This is a genomic window from Mesorhizobium sp. M0598, from assembly GCF_040320865.1.
Lineage (GTDB): Bacteria > Pseudomonadota > Alphaproteobacteria > Rhizobiales > Rhizobiaceae > Mesorhizobium.
In genome coordinates this window covers 33,914-55,857 of sequence record NZ_JAMYQL010000001.1, presented here as the reverse complement: position 1 = coordinate 55,857, position 21,944 = coordinate 33,914, and the positions used below count along the sequence as shown (strand labels likewise).

The 21,944-nt window shown below is 62.7% G+C and carries 18 protein-coding genes; 12 read left to right on the top strand and 6 right to left on the bottom strand.

Translation table 11 applies throughout. The features are described from left to right. Positions 1 to 13: 13 nt before the first annotated feature. Positions 14 to 787 (bottom strand): gamma-glutamyl-gamma-aminobutyrate hydrolase family protein, encoded by a 774-nt coding sequence (locus NKI59_RS00210; protein WP_352701660.1) that lies wholly within the window; start codon positions 785 to 787, stop codon positions 14 to 16. A 284-nt stretch (positions 788 to 1,071) separates the two neighbouring features. Between NKI59_RS00210 and NKI59_RS00205 the strand changes: the two genes are divergently transcribed. Further along, positions 1,072 to 2,181: a TRAP transporter substrate-binding protein gene (locus NKI59_RS00205; protein WP_023676249.1), complete on the top strand. Its 1,110-nt coding sequence runs from the start codon at positions 1,072 to 1,074 to the stop codon at positions 2,179 to 2,181. A 387-nt stretch (positions 2,182 to 2,568) separates the two neighbouring features. On the opposite strand, the gene NKI59_RS00200 is transcribed toward NKI59_RS00205, so the two are convergent. The 4 genes from NKI59_RS00200 to NKI59_RS00185 form a co-directional block, all read right to left on the bottom strand. Further along, on the bottom strand, positions 2,569 to 3,594 hold the full coding sequence (locus tag NKI59_RS00200) for a zinc-dependent alcohol dehydrogenase family protein (protein ID WP_023676250.1): 1,026 nt from the start codon (positions 3,592 to 3,594) through the stop codon (positions 2,569 to 2,571). A 16-nt stretch (positions 3,595 to 3,610) separates the two neighbouring features. Continuing rightward, positions 3,611 to 5,389 carry a TRAP transporter large permease gene (locus NKI59_RS00195; protein WP_352635057.1) on the bottom strand — a complete coding sequence of 593 codons (1,779 nt, stop codon included), beginning with the start codon at positions 5,387 to 5,389 and terminating at the stop codon, positions 3,611 to 3,613. Beyond that, positions 5,389 to 5,973, bottom strand: coding sequence for a TRAP transporter small permease subunit (locus NKI59_RS00190; protein ID WP_023676252.1), 585 nt, complete (start codon positions 5,971 to 5,973; stop codon positions 5,389 to 5,391). The genes NKI59_RS00195 and NKI59_RS00190 overlap by 1 nt, the downstream gene beginning before the upstream one ends. 204 nt (positions 5,974 to 6,177) lie before the next feature. Next, complete coding sequence (locus NKI59_RS00185; RefSeq protein WP_023676253.1) at positions 6,178 to 7,083, bottom strand: branched-chain amino acid ABC transporter permease; 906 nt, start codon at positions 7,081 to 7,083, stop codon at positions 6,178 to 6,180. 138 nt (positions 7,084 to 7,221) lie between these two features. Here NKI59_RS00185 and NKI59_RS00180 point away from each other — a divergent pair, with 138 nt between their 5' ends. The 11 genes from NKI59_RS00180 to NKI59_RS00130 all read left to right on the top strand — a co-directional run bounded on the left by NKI59_RS00180 (position 7,222) and on the right by NKI59_RS00130 (position 20,927). Further along, on the top strand, positions 7,222 to 7,830 hold the full coding sequence (locus tag NKI59_RS00180) for a CGNR zinc finger domain-containing protein (protein WP_352701658.1): 609 nt from the start codon (positions 7,222 to 7,224) through the stop codon (positions 7,828 to 7,830). Further along, on the top strand, positions 7,823 to 8,353 hold the full coding sequence (locus tag NKI59_RS00175; RefSeq protein WP_352452209.1) for a hypothetical protein: 531 nt from the start codon (positions 7,823 to 7,825) through the stop codon (positions 8,351 to 8,353). The genes NKI59_RS00180 and NKI59_RS00175 overlap by 8 nt, the downstream gene beginning before the upstream one ends. Before the next feature lie 225 nt (positions 8,354 to 8,578). Next, positions 8,579 to 12,058, top strand: coding sequence for an indolepyruvate ferredoxin oxidoreductase family protein (locus NKI59_RS00170; protein WP_352701656.1), 3,480 nt, complete (start codon positions 8,579 to 8,581; stop codon positions 12,056 to 12,058). Positions 12,059 to 12,210: 152 nt separating this feature from the next. Beyond that, the gene (locus tag NKI59_RS00165; RefSeq protein ID WP_352701653.1) at positions 12,211 to 14,532 is read left to right on the top strand and encodes a putative bifunctional diguanylate cyclase/phosphodiesterase; all 2,322 of its coding nucleotides are present in this window, start codon (positions 12,211 to 12,213) and stop codon (positions 14,530 to 14,532) included. A 150-nt stretch (positions 14,533 to 14,682) separates the two neighbouring features. Next, entirely contained in the window at positions 14,683 to 15,465 is a 783-nt protein-coding gene (locus tag NKI59_RS00160; RefSeq protein ID WP_023676258.1) for an N-acyl amino acid synthase FeeM domain-containing protein, read from the top strand. Positions 15,466 to 15,584: 119 nt separating this feature from the next. After that, entirely contained in the window at positions 15,585 to 15,734 is a 150-nt protein-coding gene (locus NKI59_RS00155) for a DUF3096 domain-containing protein (RefSeq protein WP_013528205.1), read from the top strand. 173 nt (positions 15,735 to 15,907) lie between these two features. Further along, positions 15,908 to 16,132, top strand: a complete 225-nt coding sequence (locus tag NKI59_RS00150) for an aa3-type cytochrome c oxidase subunit IV (RefSeq protein WP_023676259.1) — start codon at positions 15,908 to 15,910, stop codon at positions 16,130 to 16,132. A gap of 81 nt (positions 16,133 to 16,213) precedes the next feature. Beyond that, positions 16,214 to 17,488 (top strand): Re/Si-specific NAD(P)(+) transhydrogenase subunit alpha, encoded by a 1,275-nt coding sequence (locus NKI59_RS00145; protein WP_352701651.1) that lies wholly within the window; start codon positions 16,214 to 16,216, stop codon positions 17,486 to 17,488. Continuing rightward, positions 17,488 to 17,910: an NAD(P) transhydrogenase subunit alpha part 2 gene (locus NKI59_RS00140; RefSeq protein ID WP_502901014.1), complete on the top strand. Its 423-nt coding sequence runs from the start codon at positions 17,488 to 17,490 to the stop codon at positions 17,908 to 17,910. Before NKI59_RS00145 ends, NKI59_RS00140 begins: the two co-directional genes overlap by 1 nt. Positions 17,911 to 17,916: 6 nt before the next feature. Continuing rightward, a complete protein-coding gene (locus tag NKI59_RS00135; RefSeq protein ID WP_352454727.1) occupies positions 17,917 to 19,314 on the top strand; it encodes an NAD(P)(+) transhydrogenase (Re/Si-specific) subunit beta in 1,398 nt (465 codons plus the stop codon). A gap of 92 nt (positions 19,315 to 19,406) precedes the next feature. Beyond that, positions 19,407 to 20,927: a hypothetical protein gene (locus tag NKI59_RS00130; RefSeq protein WP_352701646.1), complete on the top strand. Its 1,521-nt coding sequence runs from the start codon at positions 19,407 to 19,409 to the stop codon at positions 20,925 to 20,927. Between the two features lie 98 nt (positions 20,928 to 21,025). On the opposite strand, the gene NKI59_RS00125 is transcribed toward NKI59_RS00130, so the two are convergent. After that, entirely contained in the window at positions 21,026 to 21,943 is a 918-nt protein-coding gene (locus tag NKI59_RS00125; RefSeq protein ID WP_352701644.1) for a hypothetical protein, read from the bottom strand. Position 21,944: the final 1 nt, after the last annotated feature.

Below are 21,944 nucleotides of genomic sequence, written 5' to 3'. Positions count from 1 at the left end.
GAGCGCGGCAGGACTATTCCGCGGCTGCGCGCGCACCCGATTTCGCCGCCTGATGCAGACGTACAGCATCGCCGAAGGCGCGAAATATCTTTACCGAGATACTGTCCGATTTGACCCAGTATTCGGGATGCCACTGGACGCCGACGGCGAAAGCCCGTGCATCGCGCACCGAAACCGCCTCGACGGTGCCGTCGGCGGCGACCGCTTCGACCTGCAGCTTTGGGCCAAGTCGGCCGATGGCCTGGCGATGCACCGAATTGACCATGATGTCGCCGGCGCCGAAGACCCCGGCCAAGCAGCTGCCGGGTTTTATCGCCACGCTCTGGCGGATGGCGAAGCGTTCGTCCTGATTGTCGCTTGCCGGCGCACGATGATCGAGCGAACCGGCGCGTTCCTGGATTTCGGTGGCCAGCGTGCCACCCAGCGCCACATTCATCTCCTGGATGCCGCGGCAGATGGCGAGCAATGGCACCCCGCGCTCCACCGCCCGGCGGATCAGCGGCAACGTCGTCGCGTCGCGGGCGGAGTCGTAAGGACCATTGGCTTCGCTGGCGTCACCGCCATAGAGCGAGGGATGAACGTTCGATTTGGAACCGGTGACCATGACGCCGTCGACGGCGGAAAGCAGTTCGTCGAAGTCGAGCCGGTCGCCGAAGGACGGTACCAGCAGCGGGAACACGCCTGCACCCGAAAGCGCCGCTTCGAGATATTGCTGTGGCGCGGCATGCCAGGTGTAATTGTCGACCTGGCGGACATCGGTCGATACGGCGACGAGCGGCTGGTGCATTTGGTCCGGATCCCATCGGGTGCAACGAATTATCTGCCTGCAAAATAGGCGATCCGAAGGCGCATTTCCATGGCAAGTTTCGGCGTGTCGCGTAGGCCAGTTAATCGACCTTAGACTATAGTTGCAAGATCTGCCCCAACGCCGTGAATTTCCCCGAAATGCGCCGCTCAAACCGGGCTGCCGTGCTGGACTCGACTCCTTGCCTGTGTATTGTCGGCTCGAAGCCGATCCGGGCGCCGAAGTGTCCCGAATGTCGGTCAGTGGATCCAAAAGGGAGGAACTTCATGGATCGTCGTTCGTTCATCCGCAAGGCCGGCACCGCCGGCGTTGGCGCCGCGGCCGCTGCCGCGACACTTGCCGCGCCGGCCATCGCCCAGTCCAATCCGAAAGTGACCTGGCGGCTGGCGTCGTCCTTCCCGAAGTCGCTCGATACGATCTATGGCGGCGCCGAAGTGTTTTCCAAGATGCTGTCGGAGGCGACCGACGGCAACTTCCAGGTCCAGGTCTTCGCCGCCGGCGAACTCGTTCCCGGCCTGCAGGCCGCCGATGCCACCACTGCCGGCACCGTCGAGGCCTGCCACACCGTGGCATACTATTACTGGGGCAAGGACCCGACCTGGGCGCTGGGAGCGGCGGTTCCGTTTTCGCTCAACGCGCGCGGCATAAACGCCTGGCACTATCATGGCGGCGGCATCGATCTGTTCAACGAGTTCCTGGCGACGCAGGGTCTGTTTGGGCTGCCGGGCGGCAATACCGGCGTGCAGATGGGCGGCTGGTTCCGCAAGGAGATCAAAACGGTCGCCGACCTTTCCGGCCTCAAGATGCGTATCGGTGGTTTTGCCGGCAAAGTGGTGCAAAGGCTCGGCGTGGTTCCTCAGCAGATCGCCGGTGGCGACATTTATCCGGCGCTGGAAAAAGGCACGATCGATGCCGCCGAATGGGTCGGCCCCTATGACGACGAGAAGCTCGGCTTCTACAAGGTTGCGCCCTATTACTACTATCCCGGCTGGTGGGAAGGTGGACCGACTGTCCATCTGATGTTCAACAAGGCGAAGTACGACGAACTTTCGCCGGCTTACAAGTCGCTGGTGCATACTGCCGCTCAAGCGGCCGACGCCAACATGCTGCAGAAATACGACTATCTCAATCCGGCGGCGGTTAAGCGGCTGGTTGCCGGCGGTGCCAAGTTGAGCCCGTTCAGCCAGGAGATCATGGCCGCCTGTTTCGAAAAGGCCAACGAAGTCTATGCCGAGATGGAAGCCTCGAACGCGCCGTTCAAGAAGATCTGGGATTCGATCAAGGCGTTCCGCAAGGAGCATTATCTCTGGGCGCAGGTGGCCGAGTACAACTATGACACCTTCATGATGGTCCAGCAGCGCAATGCCAAGCTCTAGAACATTCTGCGACGCCGAGTGGCTCCACTCGGCGTCGCAGAAATGGGCTAAAACAAAGCGGATGCCCGGTTTTATTTGAATGCATTCCGCTCCAGGAAGACGTGGTTCTTGTCAAAGGACCCTGAGCACGCCCCGTGTTCCTTCCTGTCAGCCTCGGACGCACTGACTTCCACCGGTATTCCCGCCCGGAGCATGGCAATAGAACACTGTCGACTTGATGCGGCCACGCATCAGTTGCTGGACCTCACCCGGTTGTAAGCCGGCGTCGGCATAGGTGGCGGGGTCGCCTTTCCCCGGCTTCATCAGCCCGGCTTTATCAGATTGAGGATGAAGCCATCGATGCGACGCAGAACCGCGAAGCCTGCCGGTGGCAACTGGCCCGATGGATCAGCTCTGAGGCACTGCCAGGACTTTGACCTCACCTGGCGCCGGCGGGTTGGCAATGATCGCCACCGCCTCGTCGAGGCTGACTTGTCGTGATATCAGCCGATCTACTTCGATCGCCCCCGAGGCGATAAGATCGGCGGCCCGGCGATGGGTAAAGGGGTTGAGGAAGGAACCCAGGACCTTCAACTCACGGAACAGCAGATCGAACGGTTCGAACGCCACTTTCATGCCTTGCGGCATCACGCCGACGACGACGACGGTGCCGCCCGCTTTGGCCAGCCGCATCGCCTGCTCAACAGTGTCTTTCACGCCGGCGCATTCGAACACCACGTCGACGCCGCCCGGCATCAAACCCGACCGGCCGACGATCGCATCGGTGACATCGAAGGCGCTGGGATCGAGCGTCGCCGTTGCGCCAAATTGCTCGGCAAGAGCCCGCCGCGAGGCCTGACGGGTCGACAAGATAATGGTCGTCGCACCGGCGAGCTTTGCCAGCTGAACGGTGAGCAGGCCGATCACGCCGCCGCCGAGCACCGCGACCGACGAGCCTGGTTTGATCGCGGCAAGGTCCACGCCATGCAGGCAGCAGCCGAGCGGCTCGCAGAAAGCACCATGCGTAGGCTTCAGATCGCCTGGCAAGACGAAGGCCTGTTTCTGCGGCAGGACAAGATATTCGGCAAAGCCGCCATCGCGATGGATGCCGATGGCCCGTAGATTGCCGCAGAGATTGACCCGGCCGGCCTGACAATGCTCGCATCGGCCACAGGCAATGTTGGGATCGCCGGTGACGCGGTCGCCGACCGAAAAGCCGGATACGGCAGGTCCGACCGCCTCGACGATGCCGGAGAATTCATGCCCGAGCGTCACCGGCGGCGTGCACGGGAATTCACCATGGAAAAGATGCCTGTCGGTGCCGCAGACGCCGCACGCCTCGATGCGCACCAGCAGATCGTTCGGCCCGGCGGTCGGTTTCTCGACCTCGCACACGGCGAGGCTGCCCATTCGCTCCAACCGAACCGCCTTCATGGCTGCCGGGCCTTCCTCAGTTGAAACTCGGTGGTTGCGACAGATCAATTGCCGGCGCCGCCGGTTTCGCGGGCGGCTTTTCGTCGAAGCTCGGCGGCTGCGACAAATCCGGTGTGGAAGGTGAGGCCGGGGCAGTGCCGCCGTTGGCTGGCGGCGTGCCAAGCGGCGACAAGCCGATGCCAGGCGTTTCCGGCACCTGGTAGTTGATGGTGCCAGGATCGACGACAGTGCCTTTGTAGTGCATCACCATCTGCGGGAAGGCGATGGTCAGGCCGATCATGATCACCTGGATGCAGACGAAGGGCACTGCGCCCCAATAGATCTGCCCTGTGGTGACCGGCGCGATCTGCTTGCCGGTGAGTCGGTCGAGATAGGGCACGCGCGCGGCGACCGAGCGCAGATAAAACAGCGCGAAGCCGAAGGGCGGATGCATGAAGGAGGTCTGCATGTTGACGCCCAAAAGCACGCCAAACCAGATCAGGTCGATGCCGAGTTTGTCAGCCGCTGGCGCCAAAAGCGGCACGATGATGAAGGCAAGCTCGAAAAAGTCGAGGAAGAAGGCGAGCACGAAGACGAGGATGTTGACGCCAATCAGGAAACCGACTTCACCGCCCGGCAGCGACGTCAACAGGTGCTCGACCCAGATGTGGCCATTGACGCCGTAGAAGGTCAGCGAGAACACCCGCGCGCCGATCAGGATGAACAGAACGAAGGACGACAGCCTGGTCGTCGACGCCAGCGCCTGCTTGACCACGTCGAGCGACAGCCGCCCCTTCATCGCCGCCATTGCCAGCGCGCCGACGGCGCCCATGGCGCCGCCTTCCGTCGGCGTGGCGATGCCAAGGAAGATCGTGCCCAGCACCAGGAAGATCAGCGCCAGCGGCGGGATCAGCACGATGATCACCTGCTGTGCCAGTCTGGACATCAGGTTGATCTTCAGGCGCTGGTCGACGATCGCGACGACATAGATGAAGATGACGCCGATGGTGGCGCCGAGGATATCGGCGTTGCCGCCATGGTTCGGCGCAAGGTAGCGATACGCCGCATAGGAAACCACCACCGCCGCCAGCAGCGCCGCCAGCAGCGACAGCGCGCCGTGGCCGAGCGTGCGGGCCTCCAGCGGCAGGGCCGGCATCGACTTCGGCCGGAAGATCGACATGAGCAGGATGTAGAGCATGTAGATGCCGGTCAAAATGAGCCCGGGGATCAGCGCTCCCTTATACATATCGCCGACCGAGCGGCCGAGCTGGTCGGCCAGGACGATCAGCACCAGTGACGGCGGGATGATCTGGGCGAGCGTCCCGGACGCGGCAATGACGCCGGATGCCAGCCGCCGGTCGTAGCCGTAGCGCAGCATGATCGGCAGCGAAATCAGACCCATGGCAATGACGGAGGCCGCCACCACGCCGGTCGTCGCGGCGAGCAGCGCGCCGACGAAAATCACGGCATAGGCGAGGCCACCACGGACAGGTCCGAACAACTGGCCGATCGTGTCGAGCAGGTCTTCGGCCATGCCGGATCGTTCGAGCACGATGCCCATGAAGGTGAAGAACGGGATCGCCAGCAGCGTATCGTTCGACATCACCCGGCTGCCATAGAAATTATCCGGCAACGCGTGCAGCAACGGCCAGGCGAGATTGATCGAGCCGCCCGAATAGGGCGACAGAAGCACGCCGATGAAGAAGAACATCAGGCCGTTGGCGGCGAGCGAGAAGGCGACGGGGTAGCCGATCAGCAGGAAGACGACCAGCGAGGCGAACATGATCGGCGCCATGTTCTGGGCGATGAACTCGATCACGAGCGCACCTCTTCGACGAGCGCCTTGGCTTCGAGTTCGGCCTGCTCATGCACCGATATGAACGGAGTGGGATCGTCCATCTGACCGCGCATGATGGCGATTTTCTTGATGATTTCGGAAATGCCCTGCAGCGCGAGCAGAAAAAAGCCGACCAGCAGGATCGCCTTCGCCGGCCAGATGATCAGCCCGCCGGAATTGTTCGACATCTCCCCGCTGCGATACGACAGCGACACATAGGGAACGAAATAGACCACCATCAACGTCACGAACGGCATCAGGAAGAAGACGTGACCGAAAAGGTCGATCCAGTGCTGCACGCGGCGCGAGAACATGCCGTAGACGATATCGATGCGGATATGGTCGTTCTGCTTCAGCGTGTAGGCGGCGGCCAGCATGAAGGCGGCGCCGAACAGATACCATTGCAATTCCAGCCAGGCGTTCGAGGACATGTCGAACACCTTGCGGATGACGGCGTTGGCGGCGCTTACCAGGATCGCCAGCAGGATCAGCCACGAAACCCATTTGCCGATGAATTCGTTCAAACGGTCAATGGTTCTGGAAAGAGCGAGAAGCCCTGCCATGCATTCCTCCCTTGTGTCAGAGCGCGGCGGTTCCCTGTCCGTCGCGTCGCTGTGGACCAACGGTATGCAGTGCGTGGTCCGGCGGGTCAACACGGGACAGCCCGCATAAACACAGTTGTGAGATGACGGGCGGCAAAATGCTGCCGCGTCCTTTGCATGTCCAAGGACATGCGGCGCTTTCACTCAAGCAAAGTCGGGTGCGGCTCAGGCGATCTTCTGTTGGTCGCGGCCGGCGCCGATCAGCACAAGCATGGCGACGAGGAACAGGTACATCCAGCCGTCCCGCCATTCGAGCGGAAAATAGCCGGCCCATAGCGATTCGGCCATGCCGAAAGCGGCGGCGCCCAGTGCCGCCCGCAAAGGCGAAAGATAGCCGCCCACTGCGGTCACGAACAGGATTTTCAACCCGTAGACCAACCCTGTGCCGAAGCTGATGTTACCGTAGTAGAAGGCGGCGAGCACGCCGGCCAGTGCCGCGCAAAGGCCGCCGAAAAGCACCGCACGCCGAAACACCGCACGGACATCGACGCCGCACATCGCAGCCGCCTTGGGATCGTCGGATACGGCGCGCCAGCTCCGGCCGAAGCTCGAATATGCGAAGCCCCAAGCAGCCAGCGCTATGGCCGCCAGTACGGCGGCGCAATCGAGCAATTGGATCAGCGTCAACGTCGCCTTGAAGCTGGCATTCTGCGCGAAGACGATGGTCTGGGCCAGCATTGGCGGCAACCATAGGTCATGGGTATCGGCGGCGATGCGGCTGGCTTCCGACAAGACCAGCAATATGCCGAGCGTCGTCACCACGATGGCGTTGGGCGAGCGGTCGGCCAGCGGTTCGAAGATACTTCGCGACAGGACATGGCTGAGCAGCGCCGCATAAAGGAATGCCGCAGCTACGCCGAGCGCGACCGATGCAAACAGCGTCAGCCACAGCGCCTGATAGCCGAACGCCGCGGTGAGGATCATCGTATGCCCGCAAAAGGCGAACAGCGCGCCATAGGCAAGATTGGTACGGTGCAGGATGCCATTGGTCAGCACGTAGCCGAAGGCAAGCAATGCGTAGAGCGCGCCCGAATGCAGCCCGTTCAGAACCTGCTGGAAGAAATAGAGCATGCAAGACCCTCTATGCATGCCCCGCAATCGGGGCAGAGGTTTGGGACGAACGATATTCTCAGTACGGCGATCGCCTATGACGAGCGTTGCACCCGGAATCTAACTTGTCAAACGCGAGTTATCAGTTAGATTCGCCATATGACAGTATCCTGGACTCCGCACCGCTTTACCGGTGGCATGCTGGCGCTCGATACGGCGAACACCGTCGTTTTGCGGAACGATCCGAAGAAAACTTTCGACCGTTTCGACGATCCGGCCGAGATCGCCCGCTTTGCCGAAGCCGCGAGTGCCTTTCGCGCCGCCGAGCTCGGCGGCAGGCGGCTCGTAGCGCCGGCGCCTGAAAAGATCGCACCGGTGGTGCTGTCGATCCGGGAGACGACCGATCGGCTGTTTCGCGGCGCGGTATCGAAAGGTGCGATCGCGACCGGCGATGTGCCGAAATTCTTGGAAGCCTGCGCCGATGGCCTCGCTCATAGCCGCACCGAAATCGGCATGCCTGGAAAACCGTTCGGTGATCCGGCGACGCCGATTGCCTTCGAGGCCGCGCTTGCGGTCTCGGCGCTGTCGCTGCTGCGTAGCGACACCATCGCGAGGCTGCGGATATGTCCGAACTGCAGCTGGCTGTTTGTCGACAAAAGCCGCAATTCCAGCCGCCTCTGGTGCGACATGGCGGTGTGCGGCAACCGCCAGAAGGCAAACCGACACTATCGCCGCCGGACCGCGGCCAGGGAGGTCACCAATGTCTAGAAGATTCTCACGCGCGATGATTGTCGTCGCGGCGTTGTTCGCGGCGGCCGCGCTCGGCGCCTGCCGTGATTCCGGCAAGGACCAGCTGTTCGCCATTTCCGGGAAGCTGTTCGAGTTCAACTACCGGCTGGGTATCGCCACCTATGTCATCACCCTCAATCCGCTGCGGCCGGTGGGTGAGGGGCAGGTCGCTGTGGTCTCCTTCCAGAACCCGGCCGGTGGTGATCCGATCATCGTCACCCAGAAAATATGGCCGAAGCTGCCGCATGTGACGCTCACCAGCCCGCCGCTTACCTGCGTTGTCAAGGACAAGCCCTATGCGGTGTCGATCCGCATCGAGGATTCCAGCGGCAAGTTGCTGCAGAGTTTCGCGACCACTCTGACGTCCTCGCTCGACCAGTCGGTCCTGCCCGACCGGCCTCTGGTGGTCGGGCCAGTCTACGAGCTCAACAAGGACTTGGCCGGCCATGTCGACGGCAAGCTGCCCGGTGAACCGAAGCCCAGTTGCCCAAAGGCTGCATGATGCATCACCAGCGGCACTGAGCGCCGCCGGAATTTTTCATGCTCGGCCATCCTCCCCGACAGGCGTTTCGTGGCGCCACACGGCCGCGCACGGATCGTTTGTTGCGGACCGCCTGGCACCTTCGATTTTGTTTGACCTCCCCGGCAAGGGAAGAAAGACTGTGGGCACTCGACTCCGACGTTGGCCGCGCACCTCCAGGCGCGGCCTCCGCACAGGAAATGCCTGATGACGCTGCACAATGTCGCGCTCGACGACAAGTTCGACCTGGCAAAGGAGCGCATCTTCCTGTCGGGTGCCCAGGCAGTCATGCGCATGCTTCTGATGCAGCGCGAGCGCGACCGCCGGGCTGGCCTGAACACCGCCGGTTTCGTCTCCGGCTATCGCGGCTCGCCGCTCGGCGGCCTCGACATGCAGCTGTGGAAGGCCAGGAACCAGCTCGCGCAGTCTGACATCGTCTTCCAGCCCGGTCTCAACGAGGAGCTTGCCGCCACCGCCTGCTGGGGCTCGCAGCAGGCCGAATTGCTGGGCGAGGGTACCCATGACGGCGTTTTTTCGGTCTGGTACGGCAAGGGTCCGGGCGTCGACCGCTCCGGCGACGTGTTCCGCCACGCCAATCTCGCCGGGTCGTCGAAACATGGCGGCGTGCTGGCCCTGATGGGTGACGACCACATGGCCGAATCCTCGACCAACGCGCATGCCACCGAGTTCCTGTTCGTCGACACCATGGTGCCGATCCTTAATCCGGCCGGCGTCCAGGAGATCATCGACTACGGCCTCTACGGCTTTGCCATGTCGCGTTTTGCCGGCACCTGGGCGGCGATCAAATGCGTCAAGGACAACATCGAATCGACAGCCTCAGTCGATGCCGCGCTCGACCGGCTAGATATCGTCATCCCGGACTTCGACATGCCGCCCGGCGGCCTCAACATCCGTAACGAGATCGACATGCTCGGCCAGGAGGAGCGGTTGCATGAATACAAGCGCGCCGCCGCTTCAGCTTTCATCCACGCCAATGGGCTGAATCGGATCGTCTATTCGGGCGGCACCAGCGCCAAGCTTGGCATCGTCACCATCGGCAAGAGTTATCTCGATGTTCGCCAGGCGCTGGAGGATATCGGCGTCGACGAGGCGGCCGCCAGTCGCATCGGTATCAGGCTGTTCAAGGTCGGCTGCCCGTGGCCGCTCGACCTGCAACACATCGCCGACTTTGCTCGCGGCCTCGATACCATCGTCGTCGTCGAGGAGAAACGCTCGCTGATCGAGGTGCAACTGCGCGAGAACCTTTACGGCACCGCGACGCAGCCGGTCATCGTCGGCAAGAAGGACGAGCGCGGCGACTGGCTGTTCCCGGCCAAGGGCGCGCTCGACCCCAACGATATTGCCATCGCGCTCGGCGAGAGGATTTTGCGAACGATCGGCCCGTCGGAAGAAATCGCCGCGCGGGTGGCGAAGTTGCGCCAGTTCCAGGCGATGCTGGCCGACACGTCAGACATCGCCTCGCGCACGCCCTTCTTCTGCTCCGGCTGCCCACACAATTCCTCGACCAAGGTGCCGGACGGCTCGCTCGCCGCCGCCGGAATCGGCTGTCATTTCATGGCGCTGTGGATGGACCGCAACACCGTCGGCTTCACCGCCATGGGCGGCGAGGGGGCGCAGTGGGTCGGCCAGGCGCCGTTCTCGAAGCGCGAGCACATTTTCCAGAATCTGGGCGATGGCACTTACAACCACTCGGGTGTGCTGGCGATCCGCTTCGCGCTGTCGACCGACGCCAACATCACCTACAAGATCCTCTACAATGACGCCGTCGCGATGACCGGCGGGCAGCCGCACGAGGGCGGCCTGACGGTGGACAGGATCGCAAGGCAGGTGCGCGCCGAGGGCGTGGAGCGCATCGCCATCGTCACCGACGAGCCGGACAAATATACCGGCAAGGTGGAGTTTCCCGCCGGCGCCACCATCCATCACCGCGACGACCTCGATCTCGTCCAGCGCGAGTTGCGTTCGGTCAAAGGCGTCTCGGTGCTGCTCTACGACCAGACCTGCGCCGCCGAGAAGCGTCGCCGCCGCAAGCGCGGCACCTTCCCCGATCCCGACAAGCGTATCTTCATCAACGAGCTGGTCTGCGAAGGCTGCGGCGATTGCGGCGTGCAGTCGAATTGCGTCTCGATCCAGCCGGTCGAGACCGAATTCGGCCGCAAGCGCAAGATCGACCAGTCGAGTTGCAACAAGGACTTCTCTTGCGTCAACGGCTTCTGCCCCTCCTTCGTCACCGTTCACGGCGCCAAAATCAGGAAAGCCGAAGGCATAGCCGGCGCGGCCGACCCGCTCGCGGGGGTGCCGGCGCCGGCGCAATTTACGCTCGGTGAACAAGGCTGGGCGGCGATCATCGACGGTGTCGGCGGCACCGGCGTCGTCACAATAGGCGCGGTGCTGGGCATGGCCGCGCACCTGGAAGGCAAGGGCTGCGGCATGATCGACATGGCCGGCCTCGCCCAGAAGGGCGGCTCGGTGTTCACCCATGTCCGCATCGCCCGCACGCCGGACGACATCCACGCCATTCGGGTATCGGCCGGCAAGGCCGATCTCGTGCTCGGCTGCGATCTCGTCGTTTCGGGTGCCAAGAAGGTGTTGGCCGCGGTGCGCGAAGGCCATACCATCTTCCTCGCCAACACTGCCGAGATCATGCCGGGCGAGTTCGCCCGTTCGGCCGATTTCTCGCTGCCCGTCGAGCGGCTGAAGAAAGCGATAAGAACGGCCGCGGGCGACGACAGGACGCATTTCTTCGACGCTACCCGCACCGCCACCGCGCTGTTCGGCAGCTCGCTTGGCGCCAACATGTTCATGCTCGGCTTCGCCTTCCAGCACGGCGGCTTGCCGCTGTCGGCGGAGGCGGTCGAGAAGGCGATCGAGCTCAACGGCGAGGCGATAGCGATGAATATCGCGGCATTTCGCTGGGGCCGCCGCGCCGCCCACCAGCCGGATTTCGTCCGCAGCCTTCTTGCCCAGCCGGGCAAGGCCACGCAGCATGGCGCCATTGCCGAGACGCTGGACGATATAATTACTCGCCGCGTCGCCTTCCTGACCGCCTATCAGAACGCCGCCTATGGCAAGCGCTATGCCGACAGACTGGCGGCGCTGCGCAAGGCCGAAACCAATGCTGTGCCCGGTTCGACCGTGGTGACCGAGGCTGCCGCAAAGAACCTGTTCAAGCTGATGGCGATCAAGGACGAATACGAGGTGGCGCGGCTTTATACGGACGGCTCCTTTGCTGCAGAGCTCGCAAAGCAGTTCCAGAGCCACGGCAAGCTTGAATTCCATCTCGCACCGCCGATCATGGGCAGGCGCGGCAGTGACGGCAAGCCGAAGAAGTCGAGCTTTGGTCCGTGGATGATGAACGGGTTCCGCCTGCTGGCGGCGATGAAGGGGCTGCGCGGTACCGCTTTCGACCTGTTCGGCTACAGCGCCGAGAGGCGTATGGAGCGGCAGCTTCTTGCCCTCTATGAAGCCGACCTGGCGCTTGTCGCCGGCGCGCTGGCGCCGGGCAAGATCGAGGCCGCCGCCGCGCTTGTCTCGGTGCCGGCGCTCATCCGCGGCTTTGGCCACGTCAAGCAGGCCAGTGCCGAAAAAGCCGCCGGCGAACGCCAGCGTCTGCTCGACCGCCTCTCGACGGCGCCGCTGCGGCCGCAACTTCAAGCCGCCGAATAATTCAGCGCTGTGATACGCCTTGTTTACCTGAACTGTAGTTTCCCTGCTTCCGCTGCGTCACCAATGAATGCCAATAGAGCCCGAACCGCTGCTCTAAACCTTTCTTAAGGCCAATGTGACACTGCTGGGTTCCCCAGGGTTGGGATCCAGGCGTGAATCTGAGACGAAAAAACGAGATTCCGGTCGACGTTTACATTCCGTTCGTGGAAACGCTGTTTCGCGACGGGTTCACGCTGTCGATCGGCCTTGTTGCGCAGACACTCCTCGTCATTCTGGTCTATTGGAAGACCATGGACTTGGCGTATCTTCTAGTTGCCGCTGGGCTCATCATTGTCGGTACTCTGCGCCTTCGCAACATCCGAAAATACGGGCGACTTCCTTCCCCGACGACGTGGGAAGAAGCCCATGATCGCGAAAACGATTACATAATTTTCGGTTCGATGCATGGTTTCATGCTTGGCGCGTTCTGTTTCGTCAGTATCTATCTGGCAAATGACAGCCACGACAACTATGCCGAAATAGCCTCTGTCTGCGTCACTCTGGCATCGGTCACGTCGATTGCCGGCCGCAATTATGGCTCGCCGCGCATGGTCATGATTTTTATCATAACCACCACATGGCCCATATCGCTTGGCTTTATCCTGCGCGGCGATATCTACCACATCATCCTCGGTCTGATGTCGGCCCCTTTTCTGTTTGCGATCAAGCGGTTCGCCGACATCGTCCGCGAAGTCCTGTTTACCGCCCTGTCGGAGGAAAAGAAGGCGAACCGCATCGCGCAGCGTTTCAACCGCGCGCTCAACACCATGTCGCATGGCCTTGTCATGCTTGGTCCCGACGGCCGGGTGGCGGTGGCCAATGCCGAAGCCGCGCACCTGATGTCGCTCAAATCGGCCGATGCGCTGCTAGGCCGCTCGATCCACGGTCTGCTGATGCGCGGCGCTGCAGGCGGCATGCTGGCGCCGAAAGATTGCCGTTACATCGAAGCCCAGCTGACGCGTGCGTTGCGCGAGGGCCGCGACCGCAAGGTCCTGGTCTCGCTCACCAACGGCCAGCACTATGAATTTTCGGCGCGCGAAGGCAGCCAGGAACTGGGCGTCGTCACTTTCGAGGATGTGACCGCCCGGGTCGAGGCGGAAGACAAGATCCGCTTCATGGCGCGCTACGACAGTCTCACCGGCCTGCCCAACCGCGCCTACTTCCACGAGTTGGTGGTGGAAGCCATGGCCCCAGGGGATCCCGAGCGTCTCTGCGGGCTGGTGGTGCTCGATCTCGATGATTTCAAGAGCGTCAACGACACGCTCGGCCATCCGGTCGGCGACGGATTGATCTACGCCGTTGCCGAGCGGCTGGCGGCAGTCGCTGGGCCAGGCATCACCGTCAGCCGCTTCGGCGGCGACGAGTTCATGATCTTCTTCGAGCGCGTCGAGGATGAAAGCCACCTGACCGGCCAGGTTGATGAGATCTTTGTCAATCTACAGGGCGAGGTCGATGTCGCCGGCCACGGATTACGCATCCAGGCCAGCGGCGGCGCGGTGCTGTCGCGGGTCAAGGATACCGACGTTGACGCCATGATCGTCAAAGCCGACCTTGCACTCTACAAGGCCAAGGAGCTTGGCAAGAACGGTTGGCGGCTGTTCGAGGCCTCCATGGATGCTGCCTTCCGCAGCCGTCAGCTGATGAAGGCGGACCTGCGCAGCGCCGTGGAAAACAACGAATTGCGGGTGGTCTATCAGCCGATCGTGGCGATGAGCACGATGCGTATCGCCAGTTGCGAAGCGCTGTGCCGCTGGGATCATCCCGATCTCGGGCCGATTTCCCCCGGTATCTTTATTCCGCTGGCGGAGGAAATGGGGATTATTTCCGACATCAGCACCTTCGTCCTGCATGCGGCCTGCACGGAATGCGCCAAATGGCCGGCCCAGACCAGCGTGTCGGTCAATCTCTCGGCCAAGGATTTCCGCAACCGTGATGTCATCCAGAAGGTTCGCGACGCACTGGCTGAATCCGGTCTCTCCGCCGGACGTCTGGAGATCGAGGTCACCGAGACGGCGCTGCTCGACGACAAGTCGCTGACACGCCAATATATCGAGGAGTTGAAGCGGCTCGGCGTGCGCATTGCGCTCGACGATTTCGGTACCGGGTATTCGAGCCTCAGCTATCTCCACAAACTGCCGCTCGACAAAATCAAGATCGACCGCTCGTTCCTGATGGATGTCACTCAGAACAGCCGGTCGCTCGAATTGCTCAAGGGCATCGTCAACCTGTCACGGCCGCTGGGACTTTCGGTTACCGTCGAAGGTGTCGAGACCTTCGAACAGCTCAAGATCCTGGCATTGCAGGTCAAGCCGGACCTGGTCCAGGGCTTTCTGTTCGGGTCGGCACTCAGCGCGTCCGGCATCGAGACGATGTCGAGCACCGTCTGGCCCTTCGCCAAGGACATCCAGACGGCAAGGAAGGCGCCGCGGCGCTGACTTCGCGCTGAAAAACCGCGTATTTTAGTATAATTTTATTAATTGTTAACCTTAACGAGCGGTAAACGAGCTCCTACTTATTTTCATCTTTACATCTCATGACCCGTCCGTAGTGTCGGCTGGTGGCCGTAATCGCGGGGAATAGAGTTCATGTGTGCCCAGTTGAGTTCGCTCGGCCATGCGGCGGGCGCTGGTGGGAAAGATGCGTCCGAGACCATGTCCAGCTTCGCGCAACATGTTTATGCGCTGCTTGACCGGACCGAGTACCGACGCTGTGAAAGCGGCGAGGACTTCGAAAGCATTTACAGGCTGCGCTACAATTCCTATCGGATGAACGATCTGGTGCCCGAGAATGCGTCCCGTCAGGTCCATGACGAGTTTGACGAACTGCCCAATTGCCATACGTTCGGAATCTACATCGAGGGGCGGCTGGTCAGCACAATGCGCCTGCATAACGTGTCTGCTGATAACGCCACATCACCAGCGCTCAGCGTCTACAAGGACTTGTTGATGCCGCGTCTGGCGGCAGGCGAAGTCTTTATCGACCCGAGCCGTTTTGCCGTGGACGCCGAATGGTCACGGCTTTACCCGCAGATCCCGTATGTGACGCTGCGCCTTGCGGGCATGGCTTGCTTCCATTTCGGCGCGCCTTATTGCATATCCATGATCCGCGAGGACCATGCGGCTTTCTACAAGCGCATCTATCGGGCGCGACCGATTGGCGATGCGCGGCCCTATGCCGGCGTGATCAACTGTTTCGCGCTGCTTTATCAAGCCGATGTCCTGGCGATCAAGAATGAAACCTACGCTCGCTTTCCGTTCTTCCGTTCGACGCCAATGGAGCAGCGCATGTTGTTCGATACGCCCGGTGCCGGCGAACTCGCCCCGCTGACCATCCTGCCCACCGCCAAGTATTTTCGCGAAGCCGCCTGAACGAGCCCATGGAGCCTTCCGGTCGCTTCGGCGTTCTGGGCAAGGGTGCTGGTGGTAGGTCGGCATGGCCGGCATCCGCCAAGCATCGCTTCGATAGCGATCCGATCAAAGGAACCGATATGACCATTTCCACGCTCGCCCTTACCCCGCTTATCTCGCTGATTGCGGGCGTGCTGATCCTGGTGATGCCGCGGCTGCTCAATTATATCGTCGCCCTTTATCTGATCGTTGTCGGCCTGCTCGGTCTGTTCCCGCATCTCGCCGGCTAACGACATCGGCAATAGCGGACCTGCCATCCATTGTGATTGGTATCGCCGCGCTTCGCGCAGCGATTTCAAGTTTTGCTTGAGATTGTTGGCTGCGGCGATGCGGCAATAGCGCCATTGCCCTTAACGCGGCTTTTCGCTATGTGCCTGAAAGATGTCTTCGAAGGGGTATTCCAATGGCTGAACACACGCCGACCGGTCCTGTCGAACTGGGCGCGAAGATGGACTATGCCGAGCACGACCGCACCTATGCCGGCTTTGTGATGCTGGCCAAATATGGGTCGCTATTTTGCGCCGCCGTGCTTCTTGCCATGGCGTTCGGCTTCTTTGTGGGCGGCTTCTTCTCGGGGACTATCCTGTTCGTGCTGATCCTGGCCATCGGCGCCTTTATTCTCCGATAACTCCTCCAACCTTTGTCGAAGGCGCCGCCGGGGTCGGTCGGTGTCTTGCGGTAACAGGGTTCCGGCCGAAAGGATCATACGGTGGGACAGACGGTTTTCATCCCTCGTGAGCTCGACGCAAACGAGCCGCGCGTCGGGGCCTCCCCCGACACGGTGAAGCGGCTGGCGGCACTGGGTTTCGACGTGATTGTCGAAACCGGCGCCGGCACAGCGTCGCGCATTCCCGACGAGGAGTTCGCCCGGGTGGGCGCCGCGATCGGCAAGGTCGGCGATGCTGCCAAGGCCGATGTCGTGCTGAAGGTGCGCCGGCCCATGGACGCCGAGCTGAAGGGCTACAAGTCCGGCGCCGCTATCATCGCGATCATGGATCCTTACGGCAACGACGCTGCCGTCGCTGCCCTTGCCAAGGCCGGTGTTACTGCCTTCTCCATGGAGTTCATGCCGCGCATCACCCGCGCCCAGTCGATGGACGTTCTATCCAGCCAGGCCAACCTCGCCGGCTATCAGGCGGTGATCGACGCGGCTGCCGAATATGACCGGGCCTTACCGATGATGATGACGGCGGCCGGCACCGTACCGGCAGCGAAGGCGTTCGTCATGGGCGTCGGCGTCGCCGGTCTGCAGGCCATCGCCACCGCGCGCCGCCTCGGCGCCGTGGTCACCGCCACCGACGTGCGCCCGGCCGCCAAGGAGCAGGTCGCCTCGCTCGGCGCAAAATTCCTGGCCGTCGAGGACGAGGAGTTCAAGGCGGCCGAGACGGCCGGCGGTTACGCCAAGGAAATGTCGAAGGGGTACCAGGCCAAGCAGGCGGCGTTGACCGCCGAGCACATCGCCAAGCAGGACATCGTCATCACCACGGCGCTGATCCCCGGCCGTCCGGCGCCGAAGCTGGTCTCGGCGGCAATGGTCGCCTCGATGAAGCCGGGCTCGGTGATCGTCGACCTTGCGGTCGAGCGCGGCGGCAATGTCGAGGGCGCCGAAGCCGGCAAGGTGGTGACCACGGCCAACGGAGTAAAGATCGTCGGCCATCTCAACGTTCCCGGTCGCGTCGCCGCCTCCGCTTCGCTTCTCTATGCCAGGAACCTCTATGCCTTCCTCGAGACGCTGGTCGACAAGGCGGCGAAGACGCTTGCCATCAACCACGACGACGAACTGGTCAAGGCGACGATGCTGACCGATGCTGGCAAGATCGTGCATCCGGCTTTCGCAAAGGCTGAGCAGGAGCCGCCAAAGGGCCAATATGTCGAACCACCGGCCATTCCGGCCAGGACGATGGTTGCCGAGGCTTCGGCGAAGCCGGCTGCGAAGAAAACGGCGGCTTCGAGGAAGCCCAAGACCACCGGAGGGATCGCGTGATGGATCAGACTCTGCAGAAAGCCCTCGACCAGCTCGACCAAGCGACAGCTGCCGTGCGGCTTGCGGTGCAGAACCTGGCGGCCGCGCCCGGGACCGAGGCGGCGGGTGACGCCGCTCACGCGCTGTCCGGCGGTGCCATCGATCCCTTCATCTTTCGCTTCGCCATCTTTGTCCTGGCGATCTTCGTCGGCTACTACGTCGTGTGGTCCGTCACGCCGGCACTGCACACGCCGCTGATGGCGGTCACCAACGCCATTTCCTCCGTCATCGTCGTCGGCGCGCTGCTGGCCGTCGGCATCTCGGCCTCAGGGCTTGCCACCGGCTTCGGCTTCGTTGCGCTGATGCTGGTATCGGTCAACATCTTCGGCGGCTTTCTCGTCACCCAGCGCATGCTGGCCATGTACAAGAAGAAGGAAAAGTAGGCTGCTATGAACGCCAACTTCGCCTCCTTTCTCTATCTGGTCTCCGGCATCCTGTTCATCCTGGCATTGCGCGGCCTGTCGCATCCGACCACCAGCCGCCAGGGCAACATGTACGGCATGATCGGCATGGGCATCGCCATCGCCACGACGCTGGCGCTGGCGACCCCTTCGGCCGGGCGTTTCGGCCTCATAGTGCTCGGGCTGCTGATAGGCGGCTCGGCCGGTGCGGTCACGGCACGGCGTATTGCCATGACCTCGATGCCGCAGCTGGTCGCCGCCTTCCACTCGCTGGTCGGTCTTGCCGCGGTCATGGTGGCGGCCGCCGCCATCTATGCACCGGAAAGCTTCGGCATCGGCACCGTCGCCGACATTCATGCCCAGGCACTGATCGAGATGAGCCTCGGCGTTGCCATAGGTGCCATCACCTTCACCGGCTCGGTCATCGCCTTCTTGAAGCTCGACGGCCGCATGTCGGGCAAGCCGATCATGATCGGTGGCCGCCACTTCATCAACGCGGCCCTGGGCATTGCGCTGATCGTGCTGATCGTGCTGCTCGTCACCGCCGAGTCCAAGGTGGTGTTCTGGCTGATCGTTGCCGCCTCGCTGGTGCTGGGTGTGCTTCTCATCATCCCGATCGGTGGCGCCGATATGCCGGTGGTCGTGTCGATGCTGAATTCCTATTCGGGCTGGGCCGCGGCCGCCCTGGGCTTCACGCTCGGCAATCTGGCGCTGATCATCACCGGCGCGCTGGTCGGCTCGTCGGGCGCCATCCTGTCTTACATCATGTGCAAAGGCATGAACCGGAGCTTCATCTCGGTCATCCTCGGCGGCTTCGGCGGCGAGACATCAGCCATTGCCAACGACGGCATCGAGCGCACGGTCAAGCAGGGCTCGGCCGAGGATGCCGCCTATCTGATGATGAATGCGCAAAAGGTCATCATCGTGCCGGGCTACGGCATGGCCGTCGCCCAGGCGCAGCACGCGCTGCGCGAGATGGCCGACAAGCTCAAGGCCAACGGCGTCGACGTCAAATACGCCATCCACCCGGTTGCCGGCCGCATGCCCGGCCACATGAACGTGCTCTTGGCCGAAGCCAACGTGCCTTATGACGAAGTGTTCGAGCTGGAGGACATCAACTCTGAGTTCGCGCAGGCCGACGTCGCCTATGTCATCGGGGCCAACGACGTCACCAATCCCTCGGCTCGCGACGACAAGTCCTCACCTATCTACGGCATGCCAATCCTCGACGTCGACAAGGCGCGCACTTGCTTGTTCGTCAAGCGCTCGCTCGGCTCCGGCTATGCCGGCATCGACAACACGCTGTTCTACAAGGACGGCACCATGATGCTGCTCGGCGACGCCAAGAAGATGACCGAGGAGATCGTCAAAGCGATGGATCACTGAAACGGCGTCGCTGCCAACTCACTGCCGATCGTCGAATACAGCCCGGCTCCGCGCCGGGCTTTTTCTTGGCTGTTACCGGTTCTGAAGCTACGATGCCGACCCGTCGTCTTGCTAACGGCGTCATCGTGGAGGTGCTGGTGCCCGACCCTGGTTCTACTGCATCGCCGGCTGCCGATCTGACCGCAGCAGAGAAGGCGCCACGCAAGCGCAGCCAGGCGGCAGTGGTCGTGCACGGCATGGGCGAGCAGCGGCCCATGGACACGTTGAGGGAGTTTGTCCAGGCCGTATGGAGCCACGATCCGGCCCGTGCACCGTTCTATGCCCATGTCCCCGATCCGGCCGACCCGATGGGTGCGAAGATCAACCAGAGCTGGATCACGCCCGACAGCCGGACCAATTCGCACGAACTCCGCCGGATCACCACGCCCTATGATGTCGATGGCCGCCGCACCGATTTCTATGAGCTTTACTGGGCCGACATCACCCAGGGCACGACCCGAAGCCGCCTTGCTGCCTGGGTGACGACCCTGCTCTGGCGCAAGCCGGCCGATATTCCGCGCGATGTGCTCAAACTCTATGTCGTCACGCTTTTGGCCACCATCGTCGTCCTCGGCGCGGCGCTGGCGCTCGCAACGTCGACCTGGCAAGGCTACATCTCCTGGACGACCGGTGTGCTTGTCACGGTTCTGGCGTCGTTCGTCATCTGGTCGGTGGACCAGTTTGGCTTGCCTTATTTCGGCGACGTCGCCGCCTATGTGCGGGCCGAAGCGGCAACGGTCGAGAAGCGGGCGCTGGTCCGCGAGCGTGGCCTCAAGCTGCTGAAGCGTCTCATGATGGACGATGCCTATGACCGCATCGTGCTGGTCTCGCACAGCCTCGGGTCGATCATCGCCTATGATCTGTTGCAGATATTGTGGGCCGATTTCAGGCCTAGAAAGTTGGAAGCCATTCGCGACAAAGCGAGGCTGAAGGCGATCCACGCCGTCGACAAGGCGACGCTGGACGCCGATGCTTCCGCTTGGCCCGACAGCCTCGATGACCTCCCCGCATTCCGGCGCAGCCAATGGGAGCTCTACCGGCAGCTTCGCGTCGGCGACGCCGATCATCCGCTGCCGTGGAAGATCAGCGATTTCGTCACGCTCGGCAGTCCGCTGACCCACAGCGAGTTTCTGGTGACCTACAACCTCGCCGAATTCAGGCGCGGCATCGCCGAGCGCCTGTTTTCGGCATGCCCGCCGATCGCCGACAGGGCGGCGGGCGGGACCATGCTCTACCAGGAAGGGCGCAGCCATTCCGGCAAGCCGCAGCGGGCGGTGCATCATGGCGCGGTGTTTGCCGCGACGCGCTGGACCAATATTTTCGACAGGGGCAATGGCTGGCTGACCGGCGACCCGATTTCAGGGCGGATGACGGAAAATTTTGGTCCCGGCGTGGAAAACATCCAGGTCGAGCTGCGCGGCTCGGGCGGCCGCGTCTTCACGCACAGCCTCTACTGGTCGCTGACGGCGAGCGGCGTCGAGGTCAACGCGCCGGCCGGCGTACAGCCGCGCTCGCACCTTGCCGTGCTGCGCGATGCGGTCGATCTCGGCCGCAAACTGGAAGCTGAGCTGTAGGCGGCGAGCAGCGCACGACATGCCGCGGCGGCAGTTCAAAGCAAGGTCCCCTTCGGGCGTAATCTTCCCGAAGCGGACCGAGTTCGCTTAGTCACCGATCAACGATTGGTCAGGAAAATCGCTTCCTCGTCGTCGCGCTGCCTGCCGCCAAGTGCTGCAGCCGCGCTGGCAATGAAGGCCCCGACGACCAGCGACAGCGCGCCAATCAGCGAGAAGGTGGCGCCTGCCTTTCTGGCGGTGTCGGCCGCCTGCTGGGCCTTGACCTTGGCGTCCTGCGCTCTGGCGATTACCGCATCGACGCGAGCGGTGGCATCCGCTTCGGACAGGCCTGTGCGGGCGGCCACCAGCCGCGACAGATAGGTCTTGTCGTCGGCCGATATTTCGCCTGCTGCGGCACTCGCGATCAGAATGCGCGATGCCTGCGCGGTTGCCGCAGCGTCGCTCTCCGGATTGGCGGCAGCGAGCCTTGCCGGATCGGCCGGGCGGAACAGCGTATCGACGAAATAAGACGTGGCGTTGTCAGGCGAGGCGCCACTCGCGTTCGCAGCAGCACCCGCCGAAGCGCCCATTGCCACGCCCGATGCCACAGTCGAAGCAGCCTGGACACCGGTACCTATCGCGGCCGAAAGCGCCGTGCCGAGCACGCCGGCGACGAGCAGCGTCGCCAGCGCCCAGGCCAGGAAGCCGTGAGCGGTATCGCGGAAGAAGACTTCATCGGTGTGGATGCCGACCCATTTGGTGCGCAGGCGTCCGGCGAGGTAGCCGCCCAGGGCCGACGACAGCCACTGCACGACGATCAGCCAGACGGCGGTGGAAACGGCGAAAGTGGTGACTGACGCACCCGAGCCGGACCATGGCGACACCATGCTCAGCCCAAGCCCGGAGCCGAGCAGCATCAAGATGAAGGTAAGCGTCGACGCAGCAAAGGCGCCGGCGACGATTGGCCCCCAGCTGACAGCGGGGGAAGCGGATTCCGTCGGTGCGGAAACGTCGACAGTCGTTAGGGTGGACGGCATG

Excerpts from the sequence above, each read along its gene's own strand:
- NKI59_RS00155 (WP_013528205.1), top strand. The coding sequence starts at position 15,585 with ATGACCATTTCCACGCTCGCCCTTACCCCGCTTATCTCGCTGATTGCG.
- NKI59_RS00125 (WP_352701644.1), bottom strand. The coding sequence starts at position 21,943 with ATGCCGTCCACCCTAACGACTGTCGACGTTTCCGCACCGACGGAATCC.
- NKI59_RS00205 (WP_023676249.1), top strand. The coding sequence starts at position 1,072 with ATGGATCGTCGTTCGTTCATCCGCAAGGCCGGCACCGCCGGCGTTGGC.
- NKI59_RS00175 (WP_352452209.1), top strand. The coding sequence starts at position 7,823 with ATGTCTAGAAGATTCTCACGCGCGATGATTGTCGTCGCGGCGTTGTTC.
- NKI59_RS00170 (WP_352701656.1), top strand. The coding sequence starts at position 8,579 with ATGACGCTGCACAATGTCGCGCTCGACGACAAGTTCGACCTGGCAAAG.
- NKI59_RS00160 (WP_023676258.1), top strand. The coding sequence starts at position 14,683 with ATGTGTGCCCAGTTGAGTTCGCTCGGCCATGCGGCGGGCGCTGGTGGG.
- NKI59_RS00130 (WP_352701646.1), top strand. The coding sequence starts at position 19,407 with ATGCCGACCCGTCGTCTTGCTAACGGCGTCATCGTGGAGGTGCTGGTG.
- NKI59_RS00210 (WP_352701660.1), bottom strand. The coding sequence starts at position 787 with ATGCACCAGCCGCTCGTCGCCGTATCGACCGATGTCCGCCAGGTCGAC.
- NKI59_RS00135 (WP_352454727.1), top strand. The coding sequence starts at position 17,917 with ATGAACGCCAACTTCGCCTCCTTTCTCTATCTGGTCTCCGGCATCCTG.
- NKI59_RS00140 (WP_502901014.1), top strand. The coding sequence starts at position 17,488 with ATGGATCAGACTCTGCAGAAAGCCCTCGACCAGCTCGACCAAGCGACA.
- NKI59_RS00150 (WP_023676259.1), top strand. The coding sequence starts at position 15,908 with ATGGCTGAACACACGCCGACCGGTCCTGTCGAACTGGGCGCGAAGATG.
- NKI59_RS00200 (WP_023676250.1), bottom strand. The coding sequence starts at position 3,594 with ATGAAGGCGGTTCGGTTGGAGCGAATGGGCAGCCTCGCCGTGTGCGAG.
- NKI59_RS00190 (WP_023676252.1), bottom strand. The coding sequence starts at position 5,973 with ATGGCAGGGCTTCTCGCTCTTTCCAGAACCATTGACCGTTTGAACGAA.
- NKI59_RS00185 (WP_023676253.1), bottom strand. The coding sequence starts at position 7,083 with ATGCTCTATTTCTTCCAGCAGGTTCTGAACGGGCTGCATTCGGGCGCG.
- NKI59_RS00180 (WP_352701658.1), top strand. The coding sequence starts at position 7,222 with ATGACAGTATCCTGGACTCCGCACCGCTTTACCGGTGGCATGCTGGCG.